This is a genomic window from Caldivirga maquilingensis IC-167 (genome assembly GCF_000018305.1).
Taxonomy (GTDB): domain Archaea; phylum Thermoproteota; class Thermoprotei; order Thermoproteales; family Thermocladiaceae; genus Caldivirga; species Caldivirga maquilingensis.
Window position 1 is genome coordinate 361,572 of sequence record NC_009954.1, and the last position, 19,978, is coordinate 381,549.

At 44.7% G+C, this 19,978-nt stretch carries 17 protein-coding genes; 10 read left to right on the forward strand and 7 right to left on the reverse strand.

The window, feature by feature from the left end:
* The first annotated feature begins 344 nt into the window (after positions 1-344).
* The 3 genes from CMAQ_RS01655 to CMAQ_RS01665 all read left to right on the forward strand — a co-directional run bounded on the left by CMAQ_RS01655 (position 345) and on the right by CMAQ_RS01665 (position 2,810).
* Entirely contained in the window at positions 345-1,571 is a 1,227-nt protein-coding gene (locus tag CMAQ_RS01655; protein ID WP_048062607.1) for a pyridoxal phosphate-dependent aminotransferase, read from the forward strand.
* 45 nt (positions 1,572-1,616) lie between these two features.
* Complete coding sequence (locus CMAQ_RS01660; protein ID WP_232203784.1) at positions 1,617-1,946, forward strand: retroviral-like aspartic protease family protein; 330 nt, start codon at positions 1,617-1,619, stop codon at positions 1,944-1,946.
* A gap of 300 nt (positions 1,947-2,246) precedes the next feature.
* Positions 2,247-2,810, forward strand: coding sequence for a coiled-coil domain-containing protein (locus CMAQ_RS01665; protein ID WP_048062608.1), 564 nt, complete (start codon positions 2,247-2,249; stop codon positions 2,808-2,810).
* A gap of 135 nt (positions 2,811-2,945) precedes the next feature.
* Here the strand turns inward: CMAQ_RS01665 and CMAQ_RS10900 are convergent, their stop codons facing one another.
* On the reverse strand, positions 2,946-3,068 hold the full coding sequence (locus CMAQ_RS10900) for a hypothetical protein (protein WP_269479083.1): 123 nt from the start codon (positions 3,066-3,068) through the stop codon (positions 2,946-2,948).
* 742 nt (positions 3,069-3,810) lie between these two features.
* On the opposite strand from CMAQ_RS10900, the gene CMAQ_RS01675 reads away from it, so the two are divergent.
* Positions 3,811-5,043 carry an MFS transporter gene (locus CMAQ_RS01675; protein ID WP_012185394.1) on the forward strand — a complete coding sequence of 411 codons (1,233 nt, stop codon included), beginning with the start codon at positions 3,811-3,813 and terminating at the stop codon, positions 5,041-5,043.
* Positions 5,036-5,962, forward strand: a complete 927-nt coding sequence (locus CMAQ_RS01680) for a carbohydrate kinase family protein (protein WP_012185395.1) — start codon at positions 5,036-5,038, stop codon at positions 5,960-5,962. The genes CMAQ_RS01675 and CMAQ_RS01680 overlap by 8 nt, the downstream gene beginning before the upstream one ends.
* On the opposite strand, the gene CMAQ_RS01685 is transcribed toward CMAQ_RS01680, so the two are convergent.
* The 3 genes from CMAQ_RS01685 to CMAQ_RS01695 are packed head-to-tail and all read right to left on the reverse strand — an operon-like array spanning position 5,959 to position 6,914.
* Positions 5,959-6,330 (reverse strand): hypothetical protein, encoded by a 372-nt coding sequence (locus tag CMAQ_RS01685; protein ID WP_012185396.1) that lies wholly within the window; start codon positions 6,328-6,330, stop codon positions 5,959-5,961. The two genes, CMAQ_RS01680 and CMAQ_RS01685, sit on opposite strands and share 4 nt — an antisense overlap.
* Entirely contained in the window at positions 6,320-6,634 is a 315-nt protein-coding gene (locus CMAQ_RS01690) for a hypothetical protein (protein ID WP_012185397.1), read from the reverse strand. The genes CMAQ_RS01685 and CMAQ_RS01690 overlap by 11 nt, the downstream gene beginning before the upstream one ends.
* A complete protein-coding gene (locus CMAQ_RS01695) occupies positions 6,615-6,914 on the reverse strand; it encodes a hypothetical protein (protein WP_012185398.1) in 300 nt (99 codons plus the stop codon). Before CMAQ_RS01695 ends, CMAQ_RS01690 begins: the two co-directional genes overlap by 20 nt.
* A 104-nt stretch (positions 6,915-7,018) precedes the next feature.
* Here CMAQ_RS01695 and CMAQ_RS01700 point away from each other — a divergent pair, with 104 nt between their 5' ends.
* Complete coding sequence (locus CMAQ_RS01700) at positions 7,019-8,647, forward strand: CTP synthase (protein WP_012185399.1); 1,629 nt, start codon at positions 7,019-7,021, stop codon at positions 8,645-8,647.
* Positions 8,648-9,156: 509 nt separating this feature from the next.
* Here CMAQ_RS01700 and CMAQ_RS01705 read toward each other — a convergent pair.
* Positions 9,157-10,071 (reverse strand): fumarylacetoacetate hydrolase family protein, encoded by a 915-nt coding sequence (locus tag CMAQ_RS01705; protein ID WP_012185400.1) that lies wholly within the window; start codon positions 10,069-10,071, stop codon positions 9,157-9,159.
* Between the two features lie 89 nt (positions 10,072-10,160).
* Here CMAQ_RS01705 and CMAQ_RS01710 point away from each other — a divergent pair, with 89 nt between their 5' ends.
* From CMAQ_RS01710 to CMAQ_RS01725, 4 genes are all read left to right on the forward strand, one after another.
* The gene (locus tag CMAQ_RS01710; protein WP_012185401.1) at positions 10,161-11,540 is read left to right on the forward strand and encodes a glycosyltransferase family 2 protein; all 1,380 of its coding nucleotides are present in this window, start codon (positions 10,161-10,163) and stop codon (positions 11,538-11,540) included.
* Positions 11,541-11,584: 44 nt separating this feature from the next.
* The gene (gene glyS / locus CMAQ_RS01715) at positions 11,585-13,357 is read left to right on the forward strand and encodes a glycine--tRNA ligase (protein WP_012185402.1); all 1,773 of its coding nucleotides are present in this window, start codon (positions 11,585-11,587) and stop codon (positions 13,355-13,357) included.
* A 64-nt stretch (positions 13,358-13,421) separates the two neighbouring features.
* Positions 13,422-15,401: a 3-hydroxyacyl-CoA dehydrogenase/enoyl-CoA hydratase family protein gene (locus CMAQ_RS01720; protein WP_012185403.1), complete on the forward strand. Its 1,980-nt coding sequence runs from the start codon at positions 13,422-13,424 to the stop codon at positions 15,399-15,401.
* A 94-nt stretch (positions 15,402-15,495) separates the two neighbouring features.
* Positions 15,496-17,358: an aldehyde ferredoxin oxidoreductase family protein gene (locus tag CMAQ_RS01725; protein ID WP_012185404.1), complete on the forward strand. Its 1,863-nt coding sequence runs from the start codon at positions 15,496-15,498 to the stop codon at positions 17,356-17,358.
* A 38-nt stretch (positions 17,359-17,396) separates the two neighbouring features.
* Here CMAQ_RS01725 and CMAQ_RS01730 read toward each other — a convergent pair whose 3' ends face one another.
* Together CMAQ_RS01730 and CMAQ_RS01735 are read right to left on the reverse strand one after the other, a co-directional pair.
* A complete protein-coding gene (locus CMAQ_RS01730; protein ID WP_156769812.1) occupies positions 17,397-18,494 on the reverse strand; it encodes a hypothetical protein in 1,098 nt (365 codons plus the stop codon).
* A gap of 66 nt (positions 18,495-18,560) precedes the next feature.
* Positions 18,561-19,826, reverse strand: coding sequence for a BPG-independent phosphoglycerate mutase family protein (locus tag CMAQ_RS01735; RefSeq protein ID WP_012185406.1), 1,266 nt, complete (start codon positions 19,824-19,826; stop codon positions 18,561-18,563).
* Positions 19,827-19,978 lie beyond the last annotated feature (152 nt).

The window sequence follows — 19,978 nt, forward strand, 5'->3', positions numbered from 1 at the left end:
GTGCCACAACATAAGGGCACTGTATGAGCCAGGGATAAAGAGTATGATCAGCCTCAACATTAGGAGGTAGATTTAAGAAAAATAGGTAAATTACGCCTTAACTTACCCTAGCACACTTAACCTAATATTACCCAACGTAAAAATTCAACCTCACTGATACAGTACCATAAAGCCTAGCGAATCCAGTGGGTAAGATGTATGGTAGGAGATTAAGTGAGTTAATAAGGCTCAGAGTACTAGTTGATTAATAAATCAACTCAGTAAAAGGCTAGGTGGTGTAAAGGTTTCCGGAATAATTATCTAGCAAATAATTATAAATGAGTGCAATATGTGTATCTAGGGTTATGAATCCAATAGATGATTATATAAAGAACGAGGTCAAGGAGTTAATGGGGGAATCCGCATTCACATACCTGGCTAAGGCACGTGAGGTAAGTGAGAGGAAGGGCATTAGGGTAATCTCCTTCGGAATTGGGCAGCCGGACTTACCCACATTCCCCAACATAATAAATGCTGCTAAGAGGGCACTGGATGAGGGATTCACCGGCTACACCGAAACACCGGGCATTAAGGAGCTTAGGGAGGCTGTGGCTGATTACCTAAACCATAGGTACCAGGCAAAGGTGCTTCCCGAGGAGGTGATAGTGACGACTGGTACAAAGACAGCCATATTCCTAGCCCTGTCAGCCTATGTGAGGCCAGGCGATGAGGTGATAATACCGGATCCCTCATACCCAGCATATGCGGAGATAACGAAGTTCAACGGTGGGAAGCCCATTTATGTACCCCTAAAATTCAGCGTGGAGGATGGGTTTAGACTTGATGTTGAGGGTATTGAGGGGGCTTTGACTGATAAGACCAGGGCAGTGGTTATCAATAACCCGCATAACCCCACGGGTACTGTATTCGACGCTAGGGATGTGATGAAGGTTTTGGATATAGCGAAGGATCATAGGTTATTGGTAATTGTTGATGAGATATACGATAACTTCGTGTACGAGGATACCGTATTTAAGGGTATCCTCGAACTTGAGCCCGAGTGGAGGAAGTACATAATCTATACCAATGGCTTTAGTAAGACGTTCTCCATGACCGGTTGGAGGCTCGGTTACCTAGTCACTAGTAGGGATGTGGTTAAGTACCTGGAGAGGTTAGCTACAAACGTTTACAGCTGCCCACCATCCATAGCCCAGTGGGCGGGTGTGGAGGCCCTGAGGAGTGGGATGTCGTGGCGTGAAAGTAGGAGGATGGTTGAGTTATTCAGGAGGCGTAGGGATGTTATGTATGAGGAGTTAAGGAAAATACCCGGTATCGAGGTGTGGAGGGGTAATGGGGCATTTTACATGTATCCCAGGGTAGCCCCACTGCTTAATAAGCTGAGTATGGACGTAGAATCCTTCACAAACTGGCTCCTTGAGGACCACGGCGTGGTGGTACTACCAGGTACTGCATTCTCTGAAACACGTATGGGTAGGGAGTTTGTGAGATTTAGTTATGCACTGGATGAGGGAGACATAAGGGAGGGTGTAAGGAGAATCCTCAATGCGGTAATGCAGAGGCTAGGTAAATAAAGTGCTGCGTTGTGGAAATTAACAATATGGAGCATGTATACGTTGATGCGACAATATACGGGGAGGGAACCAAGAACCGTAAAAGCCCTTGTGGATACGGGCGCCACGTACACGGTCATACCCAGGAAACTGGCTGAGGAACTCGGTATAAGGGGTTTGGGAACCTTCATTAATGTACTCGCGGCAAAGGGGTATGTAAGGCTTGAGGAGGCCTTGGTCACCATGGAAATAATGAATGAAAGGAGGAATCAAGTGGTGCTGTTATCGGACAATGCTGACATGGTAATTGTGGGGGTCATAACACTGGAATCCATGGGGTTTATCGCGGATCCAACCACAGGTAAGCTCGAGAGATCAGGGGTCTTCCTACTCTAGCAGGGAAGGGCTTAAATACATGGTGGCTTTACACAGATTTGGTACGCCTAGCAATGGTTCACTAATAAAGGCTGTAAGGTTAGGAGCCAAATACCCAGGATACCATTAAAATTCAAGAAGAACCTAACCCCAAGACGCAGAAACAGCCGAAACTACTATACAAACTGGGCACTAACAGGCAGCATAATAAGTCCCGAGGATGTTGGCTACGCAGGTGCAGTTGGGTGGTTGTGTTGGGGTCTTGGTTCGTGGTTTGCTGTTTTGTGGTTAGTTTTTTAAGTGTTGGTTATTGCCTTGTGTGTGGAGTCTTTGTTGGGTGCCGTTATTGATAAGTCGCTTGAGGCTGTTTTGAGGAAGTTGGAGAAGGGTGAGAGGCTTAAGACTGAGGATTTGGTGGTTTTGGTGTTATCTACGGTGAGGGAGCAAAACAGGAGGATAGATGCGCTTAATGATCAAGTTAATAGGAGGATTGATGAGGTGAGTAAGAGAATTGATATGCTCAATGACCAGGTTAATAGGAGGATTGAGGAGTTGAACAAGAGGATTGATGCGTTAGCGGATCAATTAAATAGGAGGATTGATGAGACCAACAAGAGAATTAATGAGACCAATAAGAGGATTGACTCATTGAGTGAGCAGGTTAATAAGAGAATTGATGAAACGAATAAGAGGATTGATGCCTTGAGTGATCAAATAGGTAGGAGGTTTGAGGAGTTGAATATGAGGATTGATGGTGTGTATAATGTGCTTGGTAATATTCAGAGGACCCTTGTTGATATGAGTAAGATTCTCATGGATCTTCAGAAAGTCATGCTTAGTATTCAGGCTTCTATATCGTCTCAATCGCAGAGGCAAACCCACTAACGCCCAGGGAACCCATTATATCCCCAACCACGTGAGTACTAGGCTTCAGGAAAGCTAAAGCGAAGACCAACCTATCGAAACTCCTCCTCACGGGATCCTCTATAAGGCTCTGCCAATGGGGGATCACTGAACTCATTATAAGCCATATATCAGTAAACCCAACCTCCCCTCAATATACCTAGCCATGGAGGATATGCACTCCCCATAGGAACCCCTCCTGGAACCATGACCAACAATGATCACCGCAACATTACTCATTAACATATGATCAACATCCAATTAATAAGCATTACGAAACCAAAAACCACAACAACGAACCAGAAACACCCAAGGACCCACGCATGATCATTTAATGGTTCTGAAAAATTAGGGGATAATAATAGACATGCAAATTATCATTAAAATAACTAGACAGGATAAAGCCGTAGTCAGGAAGTACGTGGAAAATAATGACACCAATTAGTAATGAAACTCCGGAGTAAAATATACCACTGACAGTAAAATCTAGAGGAAACATCCATGCTACCCAATGCATGTCTATGCTAAGTAAGCTGGAATTTAAGATGGATGACCACATACAGCGCAATCATCACCATTGAGTACAATGCACCTAGGGCCTCAGTATATTTACCCCCTGTATTTAGTTCCTCCTCGCATTGAACTTATACTCTATTCCCCTTACCGTTTCTAGGATCCATTGCTTTTGAAACTCTTCGAAAGTCACGCACCCCGTGTCCCTGCATCCCATAACATTGGAATCCATGGAGATTCATCACAGACCCAGTGGTAGTGGCCGTGAGGCTTGCCAAGGGTGGGTTCAGGACCCCGGATACCTTAATTAATTTAACCCACTAAGGTTAATGAAGTTAACCTTAAAGCCATACTACTGGGTGAGAAGCAGAAACTATGGGTGTTTAGTGGGTTCGCGTGTTTTATGCTGCTTGTTGAGTTTTGTGGGAATGTTTAAAAGTAGGATAATTATCCTAATTCCGTGACCCTAATGACGAATGATCACTGGGGTGAAGCACACACCGTCGCATTCACGGTGTTTAGCCTAAGCACCACGATTGAAGCCTACATATACTCAATCTCATATCTAGCCACTGGCTGGGTGGTTACACCAAGGTACTTAACAGCATTATTAACGGTTTGGCCACCACTATGGTTACTAATCGGCGGCGCCGTGGCTGGTCCCCTCTCTGATGCGCTTGGTAGGAGGAGGGTACTTTACTTAACCCTACTAATGTATGTCGTCGGTGCCGTTGGCTTAATGATTAGTCAAGGGTATGTGATGCTTCTAATATTCCTAAGCCTACTACTGGTAGCCACTGGTGGTGAGTATAATACAGTTATGACTGCTGCCCATGAGTACTTCCCAAGTAGGCTTAGGGGTAGGTTAGTTTTCCTAATACTTAACTTCACTAATCTAGGTGGCGTATTGGCTGCAGCATTAACGCTACTTAACGTTAACCCGATGATGCAGAGGGTGGCGTTGGGGGCTACGTTAATAATCATACTACCTCTACTGTATGCGCTTAGGCGAATGCTCCCTGAATCCGTACTGTGGCTGGAGGCTGTTGGTAAGGTTAATGAAGTAAACACCATTGATTCACCCCATGAGTATACTGTGAGGATTAGGTTGCCTCCAACGTGGTTAAGGGTAATGGTGGGTGGGTTAATTGGATGGGCTTATACGGCTGGGTTCAGTTTACTGGCGTTAACCCTTGGACCATACTTCCTACCAAGCTTAACCAATTGGTTGATTCTCGTGTTTTCCACAGCGGCATTAGTGTCAGGGGTGGTGATAGGTTTATTGGCTGATTCAGTGAGTAGGAGAGTGATGCTTGCTGCCTCGTCACTGGGGTCAACACTCATTACCTTAATACTGGCGTTCACCACAAATACATGGATGCGTAACCTAGGCGTGTTCTGGGGCTTATTCACAGTATTCTCAATACTAATTAACGCATACTTCCTAACCGAGGACACGCTTAAATCAGAGTACTGGAGGGTGATTAGGAGGGGAACCTACACTGCATTGGTTAGGGTTATTTCACTGGGTGGCTCAATCCCAGTGTTATTCGCCTCAGCCTACATACCGATGAAACTATACCTACTTGTCGACTCAATAATACTGGGGGTTGGGGCTGCTGCAAGCATAGTCTGGTACATTGTGGGTGTGGAAACAGGTAAGGGTATAAGCGTGAGGGCTTGGGGTCTTGAGGATGCTTGATTTACTAGTGGTCTCAGACTGCGTCCTAGACATTTACTACAGGGTTAAGAGACTCCCCATAAAGGCATACGACATAGTGGTTACTAATGAACCAGTACTCTCACCTGGAGGCGCATGTAGTGTTGCTGTTGTAGCCAGTAAACTTGGCTTAAGGGTGGCTGTTGTTGATAAACTTGGTGATGACCCATTCTCAGTAATCCTCATTAACATGCTTGAGAAGGCCAATGTATACACAGGCTTTATAAAACGTATGAACGGCTCCTACACAACAGTCTCAAATAACATAATTGATGAATTAGGTAGATACGCCTTCCTAGGCTACCTAGGTGCCGGAGCCCATTTAACGCCCAGTGATATTGATGAGCAGGTGGTAAAGTCCTTTAAGGCAGTGTTCATAAGCGGCTTCAACATAGCGTACTCCAGTGATGTTAAGGAAGCTGTTATTAAAGTCATTAAGACTAGCGTTAATAATGGGGTAATGGTGTTCCTGGACCCAGGCCCCGCGGCTGGGTTTGTTAAGGAGTTGGTTACATTGATTAAGCCACCGGGGGCGGTCTTACTTAATAGTGATGAGGCTAAGGCCCTCTATGGGTTAAGCCTTAAGGATACCATTAAGGTAATGAGGAGGAGCGGGGGGAGCTTCATCATTAAGCTGGGCAGTAAGGGGGCCTTACTGGTTAATAATAATGTTAAACACTGCCCCACACGAGTGGTGAAGAGGGTGCTAACAACTATTGGAGCTGGTGACGCCTTTGATGCAGCATACATTACTGGGTTACTAAGGGGGCTTAGTGGCTATGAGGCGTGTAGGTTAGCTAACCATGTGGCCTCCTTAAGGTTAAACGTATTGAGCACCATGGATATGCCTGATATGAGGGGCCTCATTGAGCAATGGATTAAGGGATCCAGTGCGGATTAATCAGTGGTGAGGGCGTCGTCAATCATGGTGTAGACTAGGTAAAGTATTATTGATAAGGCGAGTACGTAATCCAGGATTAATGATGAGGATACAGCAACCATACCACCCACTGAGGTTGGCCTAGTACCCATTGTGAACAGGGAGAGTAACGCTAAGCCCTCCACCAGTGACGCCGTGACCGCGAATATTGAGTGCTCAGTACCCTTCACTATTGACCTAACCCCAGCAGCTGCAATAGCAACCACAACCAGTATTAAACCGGTTAATGATATTGAGTAACCGAGCAGGCTTAGTAGGCTGTATAGGATAAGCAGCATTAATACGTCAACAGTAATATTCAGTAGAACAGACCTAACCCTACCTGGCATACTCAACACCAAGAGTTATGTTGAATAAACCTAGGCCAAGCGTTACATTACTTAGTAATTGAGTTGAATTAATAATGAGGCATCCATACTGCCCCGGGTTAATTAAAGCCTCACTGGAGCCAGCCATTAATGTTACCTCCAGTGGCGTCTTATTGCTTACGCACACCTTAGTACTGTATATGTTACCTACCTGGGAGACTGTTAAGGTTAGGTTCTTCACTATAACCATTATTGAGAGAATTACGGTTAATACCTCAATGACCAGTATTAGCATTATGAACGCCTCAATGACCTTGCCCAACATAGGTTTGAACACCCCTAGCCATTATCATTGAACCAACCCACGCTATTATCACTATGAACACTGACTTATAGGTTACGTAGCCTATTAGATTAAGTACACCGCTAATGCTTGTGCTTGAGCCAAGGTACCTTGTTAATGGTGAAGCATTAACGTACTCTAGGTAAGCCAACACCACCGCAATTATCATTAGGATTAAGCCAATTACAATTAAAGCTAAGGCTAACCCACTCCCCCTACGCCTAGGGGGTTGTTGATAAGGGTAATTGTAGGGTGGTTGCATTGAATTAAGTTGACGTGGGGTGTTAAAAGGGTATCGTGAATTTAAACCATAGATACTTGTTCATTAAGCCGTTAGGTTTATAAGAGGTGCATTAATTAAGCTTCATGACTGCCTTCATATTCATTACAGGCGGTGTAATGAGCAGTGTGGGTAAGGGCATAGCCACAGCATCCATAGCTAAGATCCTCCAGGCTAGGGGGCTTTCAGTAACGGCGATTAAGGTGGATCCGTACTTAAACGTTGATGCTGGTACAATGAATCCTTACCAACATGGTGAAGTCTACGTCACCGCTGATGGTGGTGAAACGGACCTGGACCTGGGTCATTATGAGAGGTTTCTCGACGTTGAATTATCCAAGAGCCACAACATAACCTCTGGTCAAGTTTACTTAAGTGTGATTGATGGTGAACGAAGGGGAGTTTACCTTGGGCAAACGGTTCAATTAATACCGCATGTGACGAATGAGATTAAGGCTAGGATTAGGGCTATTGCCAAGGAGGGTTGGGATGCCGTGGTTATTGAGATTGGGGGAACTGTTGGTGATTACGAGAGTCTACCATTCCTTGAAGCCGCCAGGCAGATGAGGCTTGAGGAGAATGGTAACGTGGTGTTTGTTCACGTAGCCCCAGTGCCAATCCTAGACGTAACTGATGAATTCAAAACTAAGCCACTGCAGCACAGTGTCATGGAGCTTAGGAGGGTTGGTATTCAACCTGACATAATAATAATAAGGTCCACTAGACCAATAACCAATGATGTTAAGGCCAAGGTATCCTTATTCACCAATGTGCCTCAAAACCTAATATTCAACTCCTTTAACGTCGACACAATATACAGGGTACCGTTAATCCTTGATGAACAGGGATTAGGCAGAATGCTTACTGAGTTACTTAAGGTTAAGGTGAATGAACCCAAGTGGGATGATTGGGTTAACCTAGTGAACTCAATGGTTAACGCCACTGATGAGGTTAAGGTAACACTCTGCGGTAAGTACGTTAAACTAAGGGACGCCTACATAAGTATTGTGGAGGCTATTAGGCATGCGGCCGCTTGGCTGAGGGTTAAGCCTAGGATTATTTGGTGTGATTCAGAGGAGGTGGAGAAGGATCCCGACTTACTACCTAAAATGAATACTGACGCCTACATAATACTACCCGGCTTCGGAGCAAGGGGTGTTGAGGGTAAGATAATGGCCATTAGGTATGCTAGGGAGAATAACATACCCCTACTGGGCATATGCTACGGCATGCAGCTCTCAGTGGTTGAGTACGCTAGGGATGTTCTAGGCCTTAAGGACGCCCACACCACCGAGGTTAACCCAAACACCACCCACCCAGTGATAGACATAACCCCAGAGGAGAAGAGCATTAACAAACTAGGGGGCACTATGATACTTGGTGATAGGGAAATAAGTATTACCGAGGGGAGTATTCTTCATGGAATCTATGGTTCATTAAGGATTAGGGAAAGGCATAGACATAGGTATGAGGTTAACCCAGCCTACTTTAAGCAGCTTCAGGAGGCAGGCTTAGTCTTCTCAGCCATGAGGATTGATGTACCTAGAGTGGAGGCTATTGAACTACATAACCACTACTTCTTCATAGCAACCCAATTCCACCCCGAATTCAGAAGCAGGTTAACTAGACCACACCCATTATTCACCGCCCTACTAAAAGCCGCATTAGCAAGGAAAATGGGCCTTGAATCACCATACACCGGTGTTAAACCATAACCAAAACACATCCTAATTCCTTTACTTTCAATCCCTTATTCTTTCTCTTTCTAATCCCTTTTGGGATTTACATGCAAATTCCGAATCAGAAGCAAACATTAAAGAAAATACTAATCTTTCTAATCCCTTTTGGGATTTACAAGCTCAGGAAACCAGCCACGATTCAAGAACTCATTTTACTCTTTCTAATCCCTTTTGGGATTTACTGATTCATTAGCTTTTTTAGGGTTTTTAAGTTTTACTCCATGGTTTGCTTTGTTTACCATCAGCACAACCATTCCACCATCCCACACCCCCACATCACTGTGCTAATGGTGTAATGAAGCCCCTCAATGGTTGTGCTAATTGAAAGAAATGAAGAATGAAAATGAAACTGTGCCGATGAAAATATATAGACTATATAGTGGATGTGCTTTGGATTAAGAGGTGGGGGGTTCATTATTTTAGTGCGTTTGTTGATTATGGTTGAGGTAAAAATCTAGAGGGATGAAGGTTATTTTAAGTGGTCATTAAGGCTTTTCTTCAATAACTGGGTTTCTTAAAATACCTATGCCCTCGACCTCGGCTTCGACTAAGTCACCATGCTTTAGGAACTTGCCCTTGGGGAATCCAACACCAGATGGGGTGCCTGTGGATATGTAGTCGCCTGGTTTAAGTGTTATGCCTTGGGTTGCCCAGTGTATTAAGTCAGGTATCTTGAATATTAAATCCCTTGTATTACCATCCTGCTCCACTGATCCATTAACCCTGAGCGTTAACCTTAGATTATGTGGGTCATTTATCTCATCCTTAGTCACAATGTATGGGCCCACTGGCATTGCCCCATCCATGGATTTACCGTGTATCCAATCCATACCGAATTGATCCATTGAGGGGAATTGCCAATCCCTCATGGAGACGTCGTTAGTTACCACGTAGCCGAAAACGTGGTTGAAGGCATCCTTAACATCAATGTACTTACCCCTCCTACCTATCACGACACCAAGTTCCACCTCCCAATCCATCTTATTGGAGGCCTTAGGCTTAACTATGGGTTGTCCATTACCGATTAAGGCGTTACGGAACTTCGGGAAGAAGTATGGCCTCTCAGGGGGTTTAGTGCTACTTTCCTCGCCGTGAGCCCTGTAATTAACTGCAACGCACAGGATCTTCTCAGGGTCAGTGACTGGGGGGAGCCAGTTGATTGATGATGGGTTAAGCAGTAAATCCTCTCTACTTGACTTAAGGGTCTTATTAATTAAATCATTAACAATGCTTAATGCTGGTTCACCATTCTCAATTAGCTTCCTCATGGAGTAGAGGAAGTCTGGGGCTGATTCAGCCTCATAAATTGTGACGTATGCTTTAGGTAAATCAACAACACCCCTACCAGTGTATGCCCCAACCCTAACTACGCCGCCCTGTTCGAAGGTTAATAGTCTCATAGTTAGGCTTAGTTACCTGGATAAATAAGTATTAACCATACTTTAATTTGAATAATAGTTAAATACGGTTAAGTGCATTGCTTAACCGCATGATAAACCCATTGACCGCGGTGGTTATTGTAGTAACCGTATTGATGATTTACCCAATACTAATACTCATTTATGATATTCATAATTACTTAGCCTACAGGAGGAGGGGGATTAGGGATGAGGCGGTGGAGTGCATTAATGGGCTTGGAGCCTTAAGTATAATAATACCCACGTGGCATGAATCAATGGATGCCGTTGTGGATGCTGTTAAAAGGGCGTTGGGCTTTAATTGGCCTGGTCCAATTGAAGTAATAGTGGTTTCGGATGATGATGAGGATTACGTTAATGAACTTAAACGTAGGGTTACTGGCCTTGGGGATAACGTTAAGGTACTTAGGAGGATTAATAAGAATGCGGGTAAGGCAGGGGCTATTGATTACGGGTTTAGGCACTCCAGGGGTGATTACGTGTTAACCATGGATGTTGACTCACTCATAGACTCAAACTTCCCCCTTAAGGCCTGCGGCTTAATGACTAAGAGTAATGCGGCTGCTGTGGCTGGTAGATGGTTTGGTTATAATACTGATACACTAATCTCCGAAGCCGTCACGGCATCAATGAACCTAGCCGTAGACACTATACAGGGTGGTAGGAGGGCGAGGGGTTTACCTGCCTTAGTGGTTGGGACGGGTACGATGTTTAAGGCTAGTGCGCTCAGGGAGGTGGATGGGTGGAGTGGTAGTGGGCCTCAGGATGATATATATATCTGGCTTAAGTTAATATCAAGGGGTTTCGATGTAGGTTTCATTGATGGTAAGGTTGTTGGTGTTGAGAACCCGAGGACGTACAGTGTCTTTAAGTTTCAACAAAGTAAGTGGGCTTATGGTGTTGCTGATGCATTAAGGAGAATGATTAGAAGACTCATGAGTAGTGGTGTTAGTGCCAGGGTTAAGTTTGATGCCTTACTATTACTAACCCAATACGTAACTCCTGCATTATTCATTTTAAGTAGCCTAATTATTGGGGTTACTTCAATACTCCTGGGGGGTTTCATAGGCTTAGCCACACTACCCCTACTCACCCTATATGGTGCACTCGCCTTAGCCTACGGCTACATACCATTAAGAACAGGGAACGGGGGGTTGACGCCTTACTCTGCGGGTAGGTCGTCAGCCATGGTTATGGCTATGAGTCTGCAGGTTCTTTACTCATACATTAAGGGTTCCCTGGGACTAAGCTTTAAGGGGTGGGATGTTACACCTAAGGGTGGGTTAACGGTGATTAAGGCTTTACCCATTGAAACAATAATGATGATGACCTTCACGGTGCTACTAATCCTTAACCTAATCCACGGTTACTTATCATCATCACTATGGGTGGCTGTGGGTGATGCATCATACATATACGTTCACTACAGGTTCGCCAGGGAGATTCTTTAATTCACCTAGAGGAAAGCATTTAAGCACCTTTAACTTAAGCCTGCGTGTCGGATAAATTCAATGATGTTGTGGCGGAGTCAGGCTTCTACTGGCCTAGCTTCGACGTATATAGGGGTAAGGTTGAGGCCGGTGGATTCTACGACTATGGGTTGCTCGGCGTCTTATTGAAGAGGAACATTATTGAGAAGTGGAGGAGAATGTTCATACTACCTTACTTGGAATTCACATACGAGGTTGAAACCCCAGTGATAATGCCCAGTATAGTCTTTGAGGCAAGCGGCCATGTTGAACACTTCACCGATTACCTAGTAACCTGCAGTAAGTGTGGGCGTAAGTATAGGGCTGATCACCTAGTGGAGGAGGAGCTTGGTAAGAGGGGGATTAAGGTTAAGACGGAGGGGCTTAATGAAGTGGAGTTAACGGGCTTAATAAGGAGGAATAACATAAGGTGCCCTGCCTGTGGAGGTGAGTTGAGTGATGTTCAGAAGTTTAACCTACTCTTCAAAACCACCATAGGGCCGTATAGTGAGAACGTGGGTTACCTAAGGCCTGAGACTGCTCAAGGAATGTTCGTTAACTTCAATAGGATATACAGGATAATGGGGAAGTTACCCATGGCTATAGCCCAGGTTGGTAAGGTTGGTAGGAATGAGATTTCACCAAGGCAGGGGTTGGTTAGGCTTAGGGAGTTTTCCCAAATGGAGATTGAGCTATTCTTTGATCCGCAGGATTCATCATGCCCATACATTAATGATGTCAATGACGTTAAGTTAAGGCTACTCACAGAGGAGGATGTGGCTAAGGGGGTTAATGAACCCAGGGTTGTTTCAGCTGAGGAGGCTGTGAGGATGGGTTACGTGGCTAATGAATGGATGGCCTTCTACATGGCCCTCTCAGTTAAGTTCCTTAAAAGCCTAGGCGTACCCGAGGAGAAGCAAATGTTCATAGCTAAGCTACCTAATGAGAGGGCTCACTACGCCAGGATGGTTTACGACCACGTAGTCTACACTGAACGCTTCGGTTGGCTTGAGGTTAGTGGGCATGCCTATAGGGGGGACTATGACTTAAGTAGGCACTCATCATACAGTGGTCAGGATATTTCAGCGGTTAGGAGGCTTAAGGAGCCTAAGGTTATTGAGGAGCATAGGGTTTACCCTAACCCATCAAGGATAAGGGAGGTTTACGGTAATGAAGCACCCCTAGTCCTCAAGGCCTTAGCCAGTGTTAACCCGGAGGAGTTGGTTAGGGAATTAACCAGTAAGGGTGAGGTGGTTATTAATGGGTTTAAGGTAACTAGGGACATGGTGTTCATTAAGACTGAGTCAAGGAAAGTGAGTACGGAGAACTTCATACCCCACGTTATTGAACCATCATTCGGCATAGATAGGATACTCTACGTTACGCTTGAGAACGCATACGCATTAATTGATGGTAGGATTGTACTTAAGTTACCTAGGGATGTAGCCCCCATTACGGTTGCGGTACTACCAATAGTGAGTAGGGGGGAGTTGATTAAGGTGGCTAAGGACATTAGGATTAACCTAATTAATGAGGGTATCACAGCTGTTTATGATGATGGCGGAACCATAGGGGCTAGGTACGCTAAGTGGGATAGCTTAGGTACACCACTGGCAGTAACCGTGGATGCTGATACGCTTAAGGATAATACGGTTACAGTTAGGGATAGGGATAGTAGGGTTCAGGTTAGGGTTAAGGTTCAGGACCTTGTATCCATTATTAGGGAGCTCCTGAGGGGTAAGTCAATTAATGAGGTTGCTGTTGAAAGGAACCTACAACTCATAGTAAGAAGCCAGTAGACGCTATAGGCATAAATACAAGTACTGAGGAATACTTATAATTCACTGAAGACGCTTAGGCACTGTGGTTAATCTTCAAGTGAGGGAAATAGCGGTAATAGGTAGTGGAACCATGGGTCATGGGATAGCTGAGGTTGCTGCAATAAGCGGCTTCAGTGTTCATTTAAATGATCTAACACTTGATATACTTCAGAGGGCACTTAATAACATAAGGTGGAGCCTAGATAACCTTCATAGGAAGGGGCAGTTAAAGGAGGAGCCTAGTGAAGTAATGTCAAGGATAAGTGTAACCACATCACTTGAGGATGCAGTGAAGAATGCCGACTTCATTATTGAGGCTGTCTTTGAAGACTTCAACGTTAAGAGCAGCATCTTCAGGAGGATTAGTGAATACGCTCCACCTCATGCAATACTGGCCAGTAATACATCATCAATACCAATAAGTGAATTAGCCTCAGTGACTAATAGACCTGATAAAGTCATTGGAATGCACTTCTTCAACCCACCAGTATTAATGAAACTAATTGAGGTTGTTAGAGGTGATAGGACTAGTGATGAGACAGTTAACGTAACCGTTGAACTGGGTAGGAGGCTTGGTAAGGAGCCTGTTGTGGTTAATAAGGATGTACCAGGCTTCATATCCAATAGAGTATTCATGAGGCTTATTGAGGCAGCTTGCCTAATGGTTACTGGTAATGAGGCAACCATTGAGGCTATTGATAGTGCAGCCAGGTTTAAGCTGGGGTTACCGATGGGTGTCTTTGAGTTAATCGACTTCGTAGGCATTGACGTGGTTAACTCAATACTGAAGGCCATGGTTAACAGGGGCTTCAGGTTCAGTGGCTGTGGGTTAATTGATGAGAGGGTTAAGGAGGGTAAGCTTGGGTTAAAGACTGGGGAGGGCTTTTACAAGTACCCTGAGGTCGGGAAGTATAGTAGAGTTAATGTACCTAAGGAGGCTGGGGAGGGAGTTAACCCAGTTAGGTTAATTGCCCTGGCTGTTAATGAGGCTGCCTGGTTAATTAGGAGTAATGTGGCGTCCGCGGTTGACGTGGATACGGTGACTAAGCTAGGCTTCGGCTTCCCAAAGGGCCTACTGGAGTACGCCGACTCCTACGGTATCGGAGGCATCATGGTTGAGTTAATTAAGCTTAAGGAGAAGTACGGCACCATTGAAGTGGATCCATTAATAATGCAAATGGTGGCTGAGGGTAATATTGGGGTTAAGGCTGGTTCAGGATTCCACCAGTACGGTGGAGGGGGTTACGAAACCATTAAACTAACCATTGAACCACCAATAGCTTGGATTACCTTAAATAGGCCTGAGAAATTGAATGCAATAAATAGGAAAATGATTAGTGAATTAATGGAAGTAATCAATAGACTGGAAGCTGAACCATTCGATAGGGTTAGGGTTATTGTAATCAGGGGTGCTGGTAAAGCCTTCTCAGCGGGTGCTGACTTAACAATGTTCAGTGAGGAGGAGCCCACTGAGGCTTATTTAACAAGCAGGATGCTTCAGGAATTAACCAATAAACTGGAGACGCTTAATAGGCCTGTAATAGCCATGATCCACGGCTACGCCCTTGGAGGCGGGCTTGAATTAGCGTTAGCCTGTGATCTTAGAATAGCCTCAGAGGATGCTGTGCTCGGGTTACCTGAAGTTACACTAGGCCTAATACCGGGCTCAGGTGGCGCTAAGAGATTGGTTAGGTTAATTGGATTAGGTAAGGCTAAGGAACTAATCCTAACCGGGGCTAGGTTAAATGCAAGGGAGGCTGAGGAACTAGGTATTGTTAATAGGGTTGTACCAATTAGTGAATTAGAGAATGAGACTAAGGCCATTGCACTTAAACTAGCTGAGGAACCACCAATAACCCTCATGGTTGCTAAGGGAATCCTAAACATGACTGGTGAAGGATCATTAGAAGGCGTACTCACAGCTGAATCAATGGGCTTTGGCCTACTATTCTCAACAAAGGACTCAAGGGAGGGGATTAAGGCATTCCTTGAGAAGAGGCAACCCAAGTACCAGGGTAAGTGAGGGCTCTTATAAATTCATATAATGTTAAAAATTATCATAAGTAGTAATTAAAATAATAGAAATATTTAAAAAGAAGAAAGCTAAAGTTATTATTATGGCTATTTTCAGAATACTCAGGGTAAATTTATCAACCGAGACCTTTAATGAGGAGGTTGTTAAAGATGATTTACTGAAATCATTCCTAGGTGGTAGGGGTTTAGCGGCGTACTACGCCTTTAAGGAGATACCAAGGGGCATTGACCCCCTTGACCCCAGTAATAAGCTTTACATTTTCTCAGGCCCACTCAGTGGAGTCGCCACCTTATCCACAAGTAGGGTTAACGTTACCACAAGGTCCGTGTTGAACGGTGTCTACACGCACTCTAATGCCGGCGGCAACTTCTCCTACTGGTTAAGGAGATCTGGTTACGATGGGATAATTATTGAGGGTAAGGCTGAGGAACCAGTCTACCTAGTGGTTAAGAATGGGGAACCATCATTAAAGCCTGCTAAACATATTTGGGGCAAGTGGACTGGCTCAGCCACTAAAATAATCCTAACTGAGAATGGATTCCCACCTGATGAAACTAAGGCCGGTGTAGCCGTAATAGGCCCCGCTGGTGAAAACCTGGTGAAGTTCGCTGGTATCAGGTTCTCAGACTATGAGAGATTCGCAGGACGTGGTGGGGTGGGGGCTGTTATGGGTAGTAAGAGGCTTAAAGGCATACTAGTGTGGGGGACGAGGGATCTGTATAGGGAATTGGTTGATAAGAATGCATTCATGAAGGTTAATAATGAGATTGTGAAGAGACTTGTAACACATGATACAACTAAGGCTCTACACGCCTACGGTACCAATGTCCTCATGAATCTTGTTCAAGCCGTTGGAGGCCTACCCCATTATAATTTCGCAGGTACCGGGTTGATTAAGAATGTTGATGATGTTAGCGGTGAGTTAATTAAGAGTAAGTACGTTGTGGAGACCCACGGTTGCTTCAATTGCCCAATAGCCTGCACTCAAATAACAATGGTTAAGAGCGGCCCATTTAAGGTTCCTGGTGAGAAAATTAAGTACGAGTATGAGAATACCTGGGCACTGGGACCTAACATTGGTTTAACTAATGCTGAGCCTGTCCTTAAGCTTGAGAAGCTTGCCAATGAATTAGGCATGGATACTATAAGCCTAGGCAATACACTGGCTGTTGCAACTGAGTTAAGTAAAATGGGTAAGCTTAAGCTTGATGTGGATTGGAGCGATGCAGCCTCCTACATTGACTTAACCTACAAGATAGCCTACAGGGAGGGTATTGGTGATGAGTTGGCTGAGGGTGATTATAGACTTGCCATGAAGTATAATGCCCCTGAAACCTTCACTGGGGCTAGAGGACAAGGATTACCTGCATATGACCCAAGGGCGCATAAGGGCTTTGCACTTGCTTACTATACGGCAAATAGGGGTGGGGATCATTTAGAGGCCTACACGCCTACATGGGAGATACTTAGTACTGTCTTCGGTAAGCCAGGTAAGGTTGATCCACACGATGACTCACCTGCCGGTATTGATCTTCAAGCTAGGTTGGTTAAGTGGAACCAGGACTTATTCGCAGTGGTTGACTCCTCAATTTTCTGTAAGTTCGAGAACCTCGTACCCAATGTTAACACTGAGCAGGATATAGCTAACCTATATAATGCCGCCTATGGCTGGGATTTAACACCTGATGATGTTTTAACCATTGGTGAACGCATATTTAACATGGAGAGACTCTTCTGGGTTAGGGAGGGGAAGTGGGTTAAGGATGAGTTACCACCTAGGATGAGGGAACCAATACCTGATGGACCTGCTAAGGGTCATACAGCTTCAAGGATGTTTGATGAGGGTATTAAGAAGTACTATGAGTTAAGGGGATGGGTTAATGGTAAGCCCACTAGGGATACATTAAGGAAGCTTGGGCTTAGTGAATTTGAGTACGTACTTTAAACGAAGGGGTTACGCATTAAATTACTGCTAAGTTTTACCTAGTAAGTTACCTCAGTAATCCTGTAGTTTGATTCATAGAGAAGGTCCAATACATCATCCATTAAGCTTACGCTTCCACCCTGGTATATTGCGTGTATTTCACCCATGGCTTGATCAAACGTAATGAACATTACCTTAGATAAGTCGGGTCTTTCACCCTTCTCCGAATTAAGGAAATCAATCATGCTTTCCCTAAACCTAACACCCAGTACTATAAGGCTCCTTACCCCATAGTGTTTACTTATTATTGACTTATAGTGGGGTGTCCAGGGGCATAGGTAGACTACTAGGCTCCTTGAACTATAGGTGAACATGTAGTTGACACCGCAGTATATCTCCTTATCGAAAATGTACTTACCGTACATTGATAATGAATGCTTAATCACCCTAGCCCTAGTGTTCTTAGCCCTAGCTAACCCTAGTCTAAGGCTTCTTAAATCCATTAATGGGTTAACTAGGACTTCATCACCATGAAGCCTAGCCACTTGATTAAGTAAACCACTGGTTAAGGTATCTCTAATACCTTGACCGTAGAAGGCCCTTATGAAGCCTTCAATGGGTTTAAGGTTCCTTGCAATGGTTTCCAGGGTAACCATGTATATTGGGTTATCAATATTACCGTACACTATTGATGATGAATCCAACTGCTGTGGTGGATCCTCCTTGGATAAGTAACCTGCTAGGTATTCAGGTATTACTACTGTTGACTTATCAATCCTCATGAGGAAGCCACCCTTAACGTAATCATTAATGCTTACTTCATAACCAGCCAGGCTTAAGAGTACCCTAAGCCTATCTATGCGTTCACCATTACCAATGTAGTACCAGGTTATTAATATTGGGTTAAGGCTTAGGTTCAAGGAACTTAACCTAGCCTTAATGAGACCCTCAACCCTATACTCCATTTCATCAACTATGGTTCTCCTAACCTTAACCTTGCTGTCGAGGTCTAGGGAATACACTTTAAGGGCCTCATTAAGCATATGGCTCATTCTATCACCATACCTAATACTGAAGTCAAGCTCAAGAGCCTCCCTACTCCTAGCCACTGTACCCTGGTACTTAGCCTCAAGTAACTCCAACTCCTCCATCATCACTTCAGCACGTTAAGTACCTGTAGGTGAATTTATAAGCCTTGTTAATGCTCATGCATTAATTAAGGGCTAGAAAACCAGCCCCTTAACCCTACTCATTATTAACCAACCGTACTCAAACCTACCTAAGCTACCCTTACTGGCGTTAACCTCATTAAACGTTAAGCCATCCGCCTTAACCCTACTTGACTTCAACATTATCGGCACTGGGTCATCGCTATGCGCCTTCAGGGACCACGGGGTTGCATGATCACTGGTAACCAGTATTGAACCATCCCAATTACCCTTAATTAACCTAGCCACGTAGTACTCATCAATATCCTCTATAGCCTTAACCTTACCCTTCAAGTCACCGTCATGACCCGGTTCATCAGGTCCCTTTAAGTGAACGTAGGCTACATCAACCCTCTCCAGAAGCCTCATTGTGGCTTCAAAGCGTTCACTAAGAACCTCATCCTTAGGGGCGTTGTAGAGCTTAACCTCCTCAATATCCATTCCAAGCGCCCTAGCAATACCCCTCTCCACCGGCATCTCAGCCACTGCACCGAATTTAAGCCCATATAGTTGGTTTATTGGTGTTACCTTAGGTAATGAGTCACCGGCATCCCTCATTAGTATTACGTTAGCCTGAAGCAAACCCTTCCTAGCCCTCTCCTTATTTAATGGGTGATCCTTAAGTATGCTTATTACCTTATCAACAAATTCATTAGCTAACCTAGCCGTTAATGAAGACGCCTCATCCTGTGGGTTTAAGGGCCTTATCTGGGCTAACTTATTATCAGGATTCGGTACAGCAACGGATACCTTACCAACCCTAACGTAGGCTGGGTCATTATTGGTAACATCCCCACTGAGGCGCCCTGACTTAACACCAATAATCACCACAGCCCTATGACCAATGGTTGCCATAACCCTAGCATACCCTAAGCCACCCCCGAGTTCAATACCATCCACTGCCTTAGCTAATTCCTGGGCCTCCCAGGATTCAAGACTCCTACCAACCCTCCTATCAAGGATAATCCTTGATTCAGGATTAATGGTGGCGAAATTAGCCCTAAAGGCAACCTCATAACCCTCCTTAACCCTGTAACCAACCCCAAGGGCCTCAAGGGGACCCCTACCTGTATAGTATTTATCTGGGTCGTAACCAAGTATGGATAATACGGCTGCATCACTCTCAGGAGCCTTGCCTACTCCTAATGGGTAGTGTAAGCCTAAGGCTCCTTGAACAGCCAGTGAGTCTAAGTTAGGCTTCTTAGCCATGGATAACGGAGTCTCACCCCTCTCATTAGGCCTATCGGCGGCTCCATCCAGTACCAGGAAAAGCAGCTTCATACCTAGACATGGAGCCTATGCTTTTTAAGCGTTCGCAAATCCACTTAACTAGAATTAAGGGGAAAGGAGCACACCCTTTGAAAGAGTGAGGCGGAATTCACGTTGCCTTAACTTAAAACAGTAAATAGTGAATCAGTGGCTGGAATACAGTA